Genomic DNA, 12185 nt, shown 5'->3' on the forward strand with positions numbered 1-12185 from the left:
ATTGCTCGTCATTCAACCAAAACAAGCGGCTCATGGAACTTACCTCTCCCATGACCTGCTTGAATCACAAACTGGCCGTTGAGTTTAGACCCTAGCGTTACTCTATCCGTCCGATAATCACGACAGCTGTCTCGCGACGACTGCCCTGCAGCCCACGGGGCCCCGTGCGGCCAAGCGCGAGTTGCGCCGTTCAGCGCGTCCGCCTTGCGCCACCCGCCAAACCCAATAGATAAGGAGATCTAGGAGCGGCCCTGCGGAATGACCCTGAACGAATCGATCTCACGCGCGCGGCGCGACCCCGCCATCAAGCTGCATGGCCCCGAGGCCTTCGCGGCCATGCGCAAGGCCGGGCAGCTCACCGCGCGCGGCCTCGACATGCTCGCCGGCGAGGTCAGGCCCGGCGTGACCACGCAGCGCCTCGACGATCTCGCCTTCCAGTTCGCCATGGACAATTCAGCCTATCCGGCGACCCTGTTCTACCGCGGCTACACCAAGTCGATCTGCACCTCGATCAACCATGTCGTCTGTCACGGCATCCCCGACGACAAGCCGCTGCGCGAGGGCGACATCGTCAACATCGACTACACCCTGATCGTCGATGGCTGGCATGGCGACTCCAGCCGGATGTTCGCGGTCGGCGACATCCCGCGCAAGGCCGAGCGGCTGGTCGAGATCACCTATGAAAGCCTGCTGCGCGGCATCCGCGTCGTGCGCCCCGGCGCCACCACGGGCGATATCGGCTTCGCCATCCAGCGCTATGCCGAGGGCGAGCGTTGCTCGGTGGTGCGCGATTTCTGCGGCCACGGCCTCGGCCAGGTCTTCCACGACGCGCCGAACATCCTGCACTATGGCAGCCTCGGCGAGGGCGTCGAGCTCAAGCCCGGCATGCTCTTCACCATTGAGCCGATGATCAATCTCGGCAAGGCGAGCGTGAAGGTGCTCTCCGACGGCTGGACAGCCGTAACGCGCGATCGCTCGCTCTCGGCCCAGTTCGAGCATACGGTCGGCGTGACGGAGACGGGCTGCGAGATCTTCACGCTCTCGCCTGCCGGCCTCGACAACCCGCTCGCGCCGCGCCCATGAAGACCAGCGGCAACGGCATCTCAGCCCCGCTTGCCGCCGTCCCGGACGAGGCTCCGCCGCATCATCTCGGCCATCGCGACCGCCTGCGCCAGCGCTTCCTCGATGCCGGCGACGCCGCTTTGCCCGATTACGAGCTGCTCGAGCTGCTGCTCTTCCGCTCGATCCCGCGGCGCGACGTCAAGCCCCTCGCCAAGCAGCTGATCCAGCATTTCGGCTCCTTCGCCGAGGTGATCGGGGCGCCGCTCTCGCGACTGCAGGAGGTCGACGGCGTCGGCGAGAGCGCCGCCCTCGACCTCAAGATCGTCGAGGCGGCGCTGAAACGGGCGATGAAGGGCCAGGTCGCCAAGAAGCCGGTGCTCTCCTCCTGGTCGGCAGTGATCGACTATTGCCGCCTCGCCATGGCCTTCGCCGAGCGCGAACAGTTCCGCATCCTGTTCCTCGACAAGAAGAACGCGCTGATCGCCGACGAGGTGCAGCAGACCGGCACGGTCGACCACACTCCGGTCTATCCGCGCGAGGTGATGCGCCGGGCGCTGGAGCTTTCGGCTACCGCCTTGATTCTAGTGCATAACCATCCCACTCGCTCAAATCGATCACGTTGGATCACGCACAAGCACGCTGAATCACTAGGAAATTCGCGTATTTTTGGTCTTGCGTAGTGGGGGCGGTTTTGGCAAATTGGGGGCGGTTTAAGGGGTAAGAAACGGCATTCCGCCCCCAGCAAACGATCCCCGTTTCTCCTTGACCGATCCCAGTTGCGGGACAGGAGAAACGTGATGCCAAGCCTGACCGATACCGCGATCCGACATGCGTTGAAGCGGGTCGAAGCGAGCCAGAAGCAAGAAAACCTCGCCGACGGCGAAGGGCGCGGGACCGGACGGCTCGTCCTCGTCCTGAAGCCCATGCCCAAGCGCGTGACCGCCGACTGGATGGCGCAGCAATGGCGCGACGGCAAGCGCGCCAAAAAGAAGATCGGCGCCTATCCATCCATGCCCCTCGTCGAAGCGCGCGCGATCTTCAAGCGCGACTATGCCGACGTCATCCAGAAGGGCCGGAGCATCAGGATCGCGACCGATACGCGGCCCGGAACTGTCGCCGACCTGTTCGAGGGCTATGTCGCCTCGCTCAAGAGCGCAGGCAAGCCGTCGTGGAAGGAAACGGAAAAAGGCCTGAACAAGATCGCCGACACGCTTGGCCGCAACCGTCTCGCTCGCGAGATCGAGCCCGATGAGATCGTCGAGGTGATCCGACCAATCTACGACCGTGGGGCACGGGCGATGGCCGACCACGTCCGCGGCTATATTCACGCAGCCTTTGGCTGGGGCATGAAGTCCGACAACGACTATCGGAACACTTCGCCACGCCGTTTCCGAATTCCCTTCAATCCGGCCACAGGCATTCCGACCGAACCCAAGGTCCAGGGCACGCGCTGGCTCGACGAGGACGAGTTCGTCCGTCTCTATCGCTGGCTGGAAAGCCCCGACACGCCCATCCACCCGCCCTACACCCGCGCCGTTCGCATTCTCATGCTGACCGGCCAGCGGGTCCAGGAAATCGCTCGCCTCCACATCGACCAATGGGATGCCAAGGAGCGGATCATCGACTGGTCAAAGACCAAGAACCTTCAGCCGCATGCCGTCCCAGTGCCGTCGCTCGCCGCCGAGTTGCTCGAAGCCATCAACGTGAACGAATATGGCTGGTTCTTCCCATCCGCGACGGATCCGTCGAAGCCGGTCAGCCATGGCACGCTTTACTCGTTCATGTGGCGCCAGCGCGATCGCGGCGTCATCCCCTATGTGACGAACCGCGATCTCCGCCGCACCTTCAAGACCTTGGCGGGCAAGGCGGGCGTCTCGAAGGAAATCCGCGACCGTCTCCAGAACCACGCGCTTCAGGACGTCAGCTCCAAGAACTACGACCGCTGGAACTACATGCCCGAGAAGCGGGCCGGCATGGCGAAGTGGGACAAATTCGTCCGCGCGATGCTGGCAAAGAAGAAAGGCGACGGCGCCTTGAAGAAGGCAGCGTGAGCGGTCGGCTTCTCGTGCTGGCCGCCGCCGCCACGCTCGGCTACGCCGCCCCGGCCCACGCAGATCCGTGCGAAGGCACTCTCCCCACGCGGGCAGGCGTCCAGTTCTCCGGCATCGTCCGATATGTGGGAGATGGCGACGGCCTCTGTGTCGGGCGAACGGCGGACCCCAATGAGTGGATTGAAGTCCGCCTCGCCGATTTCAATGCCCCGGAACTACACACTCCCGGCGGTCCTGCGGCCAAGGCGGCGCTCGAACGCCTGGCCCTACAGCGCGAAGTCATATGCGCATCCGAGCACGGGCACGGCGGCCGTGTCCGGTCCTTTGACCGCGTTATCGCGCGCTGCCGGATCAGCGGAGCCAGTCTTGGCGACCTGCTGCGTCAGGCCGGCGTAGCCGAGGGCGGCAACTGATGCGATCCATCTCACCATTGACTCGATATAGCTTGGAGGCTATATGACTTGGAACGTCAGACTCCATAATGCCTTCGAGGCGGAGTTTCTGGCTTTCGAGCGCGAGGTCCAGACCGAATTGCTGGCGGTCGCGAAGCTGCTGGGCGAATACGGCCCGCAGCTCGGTCGGCCCTATGCCGACACGCTCAAAGGCTCGAAACACGCTAACATGAAGGAGATGCGTTTCTCGGCTGCCGATGGCGAATGGCGTGCTGCCTTCGCCTTCGATCCCGAACGGAAGGCTATTCTTCTCGTCGCGGGAGACAAATCGGGCGGCAGCCAGAAGCGCTTCTACAAGCAGCTTATCGCAAAGGCGGACAGCCGGTTTTCCGATCATTTGGGAAACCTGAAATCTGCGAAGAAAGGATGATCCTATGGGACGGAGCCTCGATGAGGTCATTGCTTCCCTGCCCCGCGACCAGCAGGAGCAGATTGAAGCGCGCTATGACGAGCTTCGGCAGGAGGTCGAAGGACTCCGCGAATTGCGGCAGATCGCCGGCAAGGCCCAGGAAGATGTCGCAACGGCCCTCAACATCAAACAACCTTCCGTTTCCAAGATCGAGAACCAGGCGGATATGTATCTCTCGACGCTGCGTAGCTACGTCGAGGCGATTGGCGGGAAGCTCGAACTAACGGTGAAGCTACCGGCCCGGCCTCCGGTGCGGATCGAACATTTAGGCGATCTCGCTCAGCCGACCACGAAAGCGTCTGGTCGCAGGGCTGGGCCTCGACGGAGGATTGCTTGACTCCTCAGACGATCGCTCGGCTTCTAGCTTCCATGAATGCGGGCCGCCTGCTGGTTGTCTGCGGTGCTGGGCTGTCAATGGCGCCACCGAGCAGCCTGCCGTCAGCGCGCGCGGTCGCCGAGCGCTGTTTCGACAAATACCGTCTTGAATCGGACCCGACCTGCGACCTTGTTCTTCGGGATAATCTTGAGGCTCTCGCTGAGCACTTTGCCGGCCTGAGCACCCTGCAGTCGGTCTTCATCGAACATCTGGTGCCTTGGCCTGCTTTCGTGCGCCCTTCCAACACAGGGCACGCCGCGATAGCGGACTTCCTTATCACCCGCGCCGCCGTCGCCGGCATATCGAGCAATTACGACACTTTGATCGAACGTCGCGCATGGGACTATGGCGCTGACTTTCGCGGCTCGCTCGACGGCGACGAGGCCATTGGCGACGCCATTCGTCAGGCACCCTTGCTGAAATTCCATGGTTGCTCCCACCGCGACAGGCCATCCACCGTCTGGGCGACGTCGCAGCTCGACGATCCGACGATTTCCGCCCGCATTGCCCGAAGCAAGGTGTGGATGGCAGCGAACCTTCGGCATAAGGATCTTCTCGTCGTCGGGTTCTGGTCGGATTGGGAATATCTTAACGCCGTAATCGGCGAAGCCCTGATAGACGTGCAGCCTCTGTCTGTAACGGTCATCGATCTCTCGGCGACAAACGCGCTCGAGCAGAAGGCGCCGCAGCTTTGGCAGATAGCGCACGCGCAAAACGTGACCTTTGAGCATGTCCAGGAGTCGGGAGCCGTGGCCTTGGACGAGCTTCGCCGCGCGTTCTCATCAAACTATCTGCGCCAAGTCCTCGACGCTGGACGGGCGGCTTTCGAGCAAGCGACCGGCGTCGATTGCGATCCGGCATGGCTTGAAATCGGGGATTTCGACAGCGAGGCGCTGTATGGCCTCAGGCGAGATGCGGAAGGCGTTCCGGCGGCGGAGCCGGCGAAGCTGCTGCGCCCCGGCAGTCCCGAGGCGCTGGGCTTTTTTCATCTGCTGCTGCGCCAGGCTGGAGCCGTACAACGCGCCGATGGCTATGAGCTAAACGGTCGAAGCATTCGCGTCATCAACGGGACGCAGTCCATCCTCGGGACGCTGCGGGGAAAGTTTGTTGAACCGCCCGCTGCGATGCAGTCGGACATTGTTGTTGCGGTCGGTGCGACCGACTTGGGCGTCCCGGACAACGTGGTTCGCAGCGGGCGCGCAGGCGACGTCATTCGCCCTGACGCGGCGGGCGAATGGTTCGACCTCCAAGGGGCAAGAGGCGCGCTGGGCATCTAATGGACATCTTTATACAAGCCGAAATCGTCCTACGCGACGCCCAGTACGAGACATGGACATGGGCCGGCTCCGCAGGTCCCGTAACCTGCTTCGAGAACGCGGCGCTGATGGGATTTGTCCATGTCTTCGACACCGCGGACGCGCTCCTCGGTGGCTGGAAAGCAAATCAACAGGTTGCTCTTGCACGCCATGCCGCTTCGTTGCGCGGCGCCGGAGCAAAGGCCTGGAACGTCTATTCGGTCTTGCTGACCCCCGATCAGGATCCGCGCCGCGGACGAGAGATCGAGCGAATCGAAGAGGATTTTTCTCTCACGCGAAAGATCGCTAGAGCCTCGATCACGACAACGGAAGACGTCGAAAAGGCGCTGCTGCCGTTGCTCTCGATCCGCTCGAAGCCACTGCTCGGCGCGTCTAACTTCGAGACGAGACTTCGCACCCGGCTCAAAGATATTCCGGCGGACGCCGTCACGGCGTTCCTCAATGACACGTCGTCCGCAGAGGTCGCTCGCATATTGGGAGCGACTTCGTGAGGCTCGATTTCATCGAAATATGCGGTTTTCGCGGATTTAGGGATCTCGTCCGAATCAACTTCGGTCGTGGCTTCACCGTCATCACCGGCCGCAACGGCGTGGGCAAGAGCACGCTATGCGATGCAGTCGAATTTGCGATCACCGGCTCCATCGACAAATACGCCGTCGAGAAAGCCGCGAAAGAGAGCCTCAGCGATTATCTCTGGTGGCGTGGCGAAGGTGTGCCCAAAGCCCATTATGTTACGGCTTCGTTTATCGACGATGACGGGAAACCATTCACTATCAAGCGGACTCGGGAGTCCGGCTCCGATCGTTCGCCAGAGGAGATCAAAGCTGCGCTTTGCCGCGGTCCTGCGCCGGACGACGCGCTTCGTCAGCTCACCCGGACGTCGATCATCCGCGACGAATGGATCGCGGCGCTCAGCCTGGACCTTACCGAAACGGAGAGGTTCGATCTCGTCCGATCGGCACTCGGCGCAGTGGAAGGCTCCGAAGCGGGCAGCAGAGCAAAGGAAGTCGTGGCGGCCGCCGAAGCTGCCCACGCCAAGGATGAAGCCGCCTATGACAATGCTCGCACGCGGCTGGCCGACAGGCTTACGCAGCAGTCGGAGACGCAAGCCGCACTGAGCCGGTCAGGTGATGTCTCCGCCGCAATTCAGGTGATCGCCACAGCGGCCCCAGATGCGCCCCCCGAGCTGAGTGCTCGCCTGATCGCAGGTCGAAATGCGTTGGCGAACGCACGCGCCCGGTTGGCCCGGATGGGGGAAGCGCTTCAACTCGGTCGTGAAGTCGCAGCGACACAGGCCGCCTTTAACGCACCGGAGGCGCTTGCCGAACGCGAGGCCGCATCGGTTGCGCATGAGACTGCCCAGCGCGACCACGAGTCCGCCCAGAACACCGTTTCGGATGCCGAACAGCGCCTCGGCCGTGAGGAAGAGGTTGACGCGATCGCGGCCTCTCTGAGCATTCTCGTAGAGCACGGTGAGCGCCTCGGATTGCACGACGATCATTGCCCACTTTGTGCGGCCCACCGGACGTTGGATGAGTTCGCAGCAGGTCTAGCCGCAGCCCGGTCCCGCATTATTTCGCTGGCGTCGGGCGTTCAGGGAGCCCGCGATGCTCTCGCGGCCGCGAAGGAGAACGCACAGCAACCCAGCTTGGCCTTCAAGGCAGCGGCCGCTGTAGTCGAAGGTCATGCAGACGAGTTGCGCCAGTTGCGCGACCAGGAAGCCGCGCATGTCGGTTTCTACACGCAGTGGGGGCTCGATCACCGCTTCATCCAAGATCCTGACGGGCTGGAGCAGGCCATCTCTGTCGAACGCGACCGTTTCATTGATCTTGAGCGCGCGCTTCTGGTCCTGGAAGCGTCTCAAGCGGTCTCGCGGATGTCGTCGATCGAAAGCAACATCTCGGCTCTGCGAGCTGAAATAGAGAAACTGGCCGGAGCGGTAAGCCAGTCGCAGAACGCCGTCACAGCAGCTCGTGAGATCGAACGCTCGGTTAGGCGCGTGAGCGCGGAAATCATTGATGAACGGCTCGCTCAGATCAGTCCGCTACTCAACGAACTTTATCAGCGCCTGCGACCGCATGCCGACTGGCGGACGATCGATTACAGCATCCGCGGCGACGTCCGTCGATTTCTCAGCCTCAAGGTCGGAGACGGCCTGAACCCGCAATTTGTCTTCAGCAGCGGCCAGCGCCGCGCAGCAGGTTTGGCCTTCCTTCTCTCAGTCCATCTTGCGCGCGCTTGGACGCCACTCAGGTCTCTCCTCCTCGACGATCCCGTTCAACATATCGATGATTTCCGGGCGCTTCACTTGGTCGAAGTGCTCGCCGCTCTCCGCTTGGATGGGCGCCAGATCATCTGCGCCGTCGAGGACCCTGCGCTGGCCGATCTGCTGTGCCGGCGCTTGGTTAGCACCGCGACGGAGGGAGGCCGGCGTTTCGATATCGACCTTGGTCCGCTCGGCGCCACAAGCGTTGTCATTGACCAAGAAATCCATCCAATGCCGGTCGGTGTTCTACGTGGTGTTGTCACTGCATGAAGGCCGAGAGCGCGCAAATCGAACCTCCGGCATCGCGCGAGCGTCAAGCGCACGGCCCTTGGAGCGACCTGGCGCTTCATACCATCGGCTGGCGCGCGTTTCAGGATCTTTGCTCGCAGGTATGCGAAGTCGTGCTGGGCCGGCCCGTGGAAATCTTCCGCGAAGCCCAGGACGGTGGCCAGGACGCGGTCTTCCTCATCTCCTCGGGAAGCGACGCCCCGCCGATCGGCACGGTGCAGTGCAAGCATACATCGGAGGCCGCAAAGGCCCTGAAGGCCAGCGACCTCTCCACCGAGATCGGTAACGTCGAGGAATTGGTCAAGGCCGGCCAGGCCGACACCTATGCCTTCATGACCAATATGAGCGTGGACGCACCCGTCGCGGCCGCCATGCGCGCCAGGCTTCGCGCGCTCGGTGTACGCAAGCCGCACATTCTCGGCCGCCAGTATATCGTTCGGGTCATCAGAAGCAGCGCGCGCCTGCGCGCGCTCGTCCCGCAGGTCTACGGCCTAGGGGATCTAACATCGATCGTCGACGAAAGGCTTAGCGAACAGAGTCGTGCGCTGCTCGACAGCTGGATTCCGAAGCTTCGTACCTATGTTCCGACGCAGGCCCATCGCGACGCGATCAACGCGATTTCCAACCATGGCGTGGTGCTGCTGCTCGGTAACCCGTCCAGCGGTAAATCGGCGATTGGTGCCATCATCTCGACAATCGCTTCGGAAAATCCCGACAACACAGTCCTCGCTTTGACCAGTCCTCGCGATTTCGAGGCCGGCTGGAATCCAAACGACCCGGGCCGCTTCTTCTGGATCGACGACGCCTTTGGCTCGAATGTGCTGCGCGACGATTACGTGCAGGACTGGACTTCGGCCTTCTCGAAGCTGAGGGCGGCGATCAAGCACGGTAACCGTTTTCTCCTGACCTCCCGCAAGCACATCTACGAGGCGGCGCGACGGCGGCTCGGGCAGCGCAACCTTGCCCAGTTCGCTGATGGCAGCGCCGTGGTCGATGTCGGCGAACTGACCTTTGAGGAGAAGGCGCAGATCCTCTACAATCATTTGAATTTCGGCGAGCAGAGCCAAAGCTGGCGTTCGAGCGTCAAGCCCCACCTCGCCGCGGTCGCTGCCGTTCGCGACTTCCTCCCCGGCATAGCCGAGCGTCTTGGCGACCCGAACTTTACCAAGGGCCTGGCGCCGCGCGAGAGTTCGCTCGTTCGCTTTATGGAGGAGCCGACAGAGCATCTGATCGATACCGTCAACGCCCTGGACGATCAGCTGCAAGCCGCGCTCATACTCGTTTATGTTCACCAGACCGGGTTCGATCCCAGCGACCATGATGCTTCGGCCGCCCAAGCGGTCGCTGAGCTGACTGGCTACACTCTCACCAAGATCCAGGATTGTTTCACTGAGCTAAAAGGCTCTTTCCTGAAACTCTCCGGCGCGAATTGGACCTTTGCACATCCCACGATTTCCGACGCCCTGACCGAGATTCTGCGGCAGAAGCCACACATGATGGCGGCGCTCATACGAGGCGCGACAATCGACACCATCCTCAGCAGCTTCACCTGCGAGGGCTCGCCCCTTATTCGAGACGCGCTCATCATCCCGACCACTCTCGACGACGCCTTGGTCGCAAGGCTCGGCCGCACCCCCGATGAATTGCATCGCAACTGGATGCTGTTCCACTTTCTGTCCTACCGTGCCAGCGAGGCCGTGTTTGGAAAGGCGATTCAGCAGTCTCCCGGTCTGCTTCGGCGGTCCTGCTGGCAAACCGACGTGGCCGGCAACGACCCCCGACTTGCCGCTCGCGCCCGAGCCCATCATCTCGGTGTGTTACCCGATGATCTGCGTTCGGAAGCGGCCGAAAAGCTTGAATCTGCTGCGCTCACAGACCTCGACGTCTCCTTCTTCGACGAAGAAGAAATGCTCGCGCTCATCCCGCCGCTGCGCCTCGTCGGCCTCGGGCTGGCGCTGCGGGCAACGATTTTGCCGTCGCTAGAAGATCGCATCGACGAGATCGCCGCAGACGCTGATCTGGACGAAGAGCCTGACAGTCATTTCAAGAAGCTTCTCGGTGTGCTTGACCACGTTGAGGCGATCGGTGTCGACGCCGACGCCACGGCCTTCATCGACGATGCGCGCGACCACGTGAAGCGTTCGGTTGAGGCGCTCGAAGAACGTAAGCGGGAACGTGACGAAGAATCTAAAGATGAGACCGACTGGACTCATATCGTGACGCAGAAGAAGGAGGAGACGCCACCTTCTTCCGCCGTCACTACGAAGAAGCGCTCGGTGTTCGACGATGTCGACAAATGATCCCGGAGACATAGGTGGGTCGCGTCGTGATGCGCCCGACTCGGCGGTAAAGAATATGCTCTAGGGACCGGGTGGCCTCTGCGGGACGCGGCAGCCGCCCAAGCGGGTTTCGACTATCAACTCGACGTCTCGATCCTCGCGGCTTTAGAGCTTTTGCTCATTCCCAAAGCGGCTGCCTGACTAGAAGTCGGGCTTTCTCTTTTGCCAGCGCCGGCGCGCCACCGAAAACTCATCGGTTTCGAACTCGACGCGTCTCACACGATGCACGACGACGCTATCGAGAACGACCCGTAAGCTCGGGTCGCGCCAATCGGGATCAGGCGGCCCCCACTGCATCGCTGCCAACGAAGCAAAATCCGGCCATCCGGCCGCCTCCTCCTTCACTGGGGGCGGTTCGTCCGGCGCCGCCGGCACCTCTTCGATCACCTCGTACTCGGTCTCCCAGCCATCTTCTTCCATATGCCCGCTGCGCGCCGAGATCTCCGCCCCGACGGGCACGGCCAACTTCTCGACCCGCGCCGCCTTGTGGAAAAACACCACGTTGAGAACTGCGCCGGCCGCCTGGACCGAAGGAAATATGATCCCGTCCAGAGAGATGGCCCCCTCGGTTGCTAGAAAATCAGCGACCGCCTGCGTTGCCAGATATTCGAAATGTTCGTCGTCGGGCATGACTGGTCGCGTAATCCGCTGGCTGAGAGAGCGCAGAAACATTGCGCGCTCCAATCGTCCGGCAAGCTCGGGATCGAACACGCTGCCGCCGTCGCTGACCGCGCTCAGGGCGGTCAGGTCGAGCAGCTTCAGCGGCCGGATGATCTCGAACTGCGCCACGGCCACCTGGCTTCCAACCGGCGGGCGGACTTCAGCAATCGCCGCCGTTGGATCATTGGCACCGTAGAAAACCGATATGCCGCGGGCGTTCATGCGCCCCGCGCTAGCCAAGAACGCCGGAGGAGACCCGAGCTGCTGATCCGGCCGGCAAAGCGCGGCCTCCAGCTTATCATCGGACTGGAAGACCCTGGCGCGATAGACCGAGCTGAAGCTCGTGCCCGGGCCAGCATCGACGACAAGCGGGCGACCATCGCGGCTGCGCAAGACGTCTATTCCGTTGAAGATCGCCGCCAAGTGGGATGCCGCGGCTCTGCTGAAGAAGCGTGCTTCTGTTTTCAGCGACTTCTCGAACGAGCGCCATTCCTCCTGCCAGGCTTGGTCGCTCGTTCCCTTCTGCTCGTAATATGCATCGCTGGAAAATTCGGTTTCCTCACCCAGGGCGGCAGAGTCGAAATCATCGAACTTGTCCTCGAGGATCTGCTGGATGTCCTCCGCAGCCGCTTCGGGCATGTCGGCCGAGTTCATGACCGCATCGACGGTCTGCTCACCGTCGCGATCCCACTCGTACTCGGACTCCCTGTCGCTGAGCATTGTTTGCTGCCACGACGTCGGCTGATCGGATGTTCGAGCGTAATGCTGATCGAACGCGGCTTCGACGCGCTCCGCCATCTCCCCAATCAAGTATGACTTAGCCGTCCTGTCGCAGTACGAGCACTTGCGACGCTTACCATCACGCCGAATTTCCGCGCTGAGATAGTCTTCTCCGACGCATCGGTAACACAGCTTCTTTGCCGTCAGCTCTTCAACTTCATCCTGACTAAGCACCTGACATCCTAT

The 12185-nt window shown here is 62.1% G+C and carries 11 protein-coding genes; 10 read left to right on the forward strand and 1 reads right to left on the reverse strand.

The window, feature by feature from the left end:
* Positions 1–258: 258 nt before the first annotated feature.
* From map to BMZ69_RS22325, 10 genes are all read left to right on the forward strand, one after another.
* On the forward strand, positions 259–1083 hold the full coding sequence (map, locus tag BMZ69_RS22280; RefSeq protein ID WP_092160918.1) for a type I methionyl aminopeptidase: 825 nt from the start codon (positions 259–261) through the stop codon (positions 1081–1083).
* A complete protein-coding gene (gene radC, locus BMZ69_RS22285) occupies positions 1080–1742 on the forward strand; it encodes a JAB domain-containing protein (RefSeq protein ID WP_092160920.1) in 663 nt (220 codons plus the stop codon). The genes map and radC overlap by 4 nt, the downstream gene beginning before the upstream one ends.
* A gap of 117 nt (positions 1743–1859) precedes the next feature.
* Positions 1860–3113 (forward strand): tyrosine-type recombinase/integrase, encoded by a 1254-nt coding sequence (locus tag BMZ69_RS22290; protein ID WP_092160922.1) that lies wholly within the window; start codon positions 1860–1862, stop codon positions 3111–3113.
* On the forward strand, positions 3110–3526 hold the full coding sequence (locus BMZ69_RS22295; RefSeq protein WP_092160923.1) for a thermonuclease family protein: 417 nt from the start codon (positions 3110–3112) through the stop codon (positions 3524–3526). The genes BMZ69_RS22290 and BMZ69_RS22295 overlap by 4 nt, the downstream gene beginning before the upstream one ends.
* A gap of 43 nt (positions 3527–3569) precedes the next feature.
* Entirely contained in the window at positions 3570–3935 is a 366-nt protein-coding gene (locus BMZ69_RS22300) for a type II toxin-antitoxin system RelE/ParE family toxin (protein WP_092160924.1), read from the forward strand.
* A 4-nt stretch (positions 3936–3939) separates the two neighbouring features.
* Positions 3940–4311 carry an XRE family transcriptional regulator gene (locus tag BMZ69_RS22305; RefSeq protein WP_092160925.1) on the forward strand — a complete coding sequence of 124 codons (372 nt, stop codon included), beginning with the start codon at positions 3940–3942 and terminating at the stop codon, positions 4309–4311.
* A complete protein-coding gene (locus tag BMZ69_RS22310) occupies positions 4308–5627 on the forward strand; it encodes an SIR2 family protein (protein WP_092160926.1) in 1320 nt (439 codons plus the stop codon). Before BMZ69_RS22305 ends, BMZ69_RS22310 begins: the two co-directional genes overlap by 4 nt.
* The gene (locus BMZ69_RS22315; RefSeq protein ID WP_092160927.1) at positions 5627–6157 is read left to right on the forward strand and encodes a hypothetical protein; all 531 of its coding nucleotides are present in this window, start codon (positions 5627–5629) and stop codon (positions 6155–6157) included. Before BMZ69_RS22310 ends, BMZ69_RS22315 begins: the two co-directional genes overlap by 1 nt.
* Positions 6154–8202 (forward strand): ATP-binding protein, encoded by a 2049-nt coding sequence (locus tag BMZ69_RS22320; RefSeq protein WP_092160933.1) that lies wholly within the window; start codon positions 6154–6156, stop codon positions 8200–8202. The genes BMZ69_RS22315 and BMZ69_RS22320 overlap by 4 nt, the downstream gene beginning before the upstream one ends.
* Positions 8199–10520, forward strand: a complete 2322-nt coding sequence (locus BMZ69_RS22325; protein WP_092160939.1) for an nSTAND3 domain-containing NTPase — start codon at positions 8199–8201, stop codon at positions 10518–10520. Before BMZ69_RS22320 ends, BMZ69_RS22325 begins: the two co-directional genes overlap by 4 nt.
* Before the next feature lie 180 nt (positions 10521–10700).
* On the opposite strand, the gene BMZ69_RS22330 is transcribed toward BMZ69_RS22325, so the two are convergent.
* Positions 10701–12173: an RES family NAD+ phosphorylase gene (locus BMZ69_RS22330; RefSeq protein ID WP_139219148.1), complete on the reverse strand. Its 1473-nt coding sequence runs from the start codon at positions 12171–12173 to the stop codon at positions 10701–10703.
* Positions 12174–12185 lie beyond the last annotated feature (12 nt).

It is taken from the genome of Allobosea sp. CRIB-10, assembly GCF_900112185.1.
Classification (GTDB): domain Bacteria; phylum Pseudomonadota; class Alphaproteobacteria; order Rhizobiales; family Beijerinckiaceae; genus Allobosea.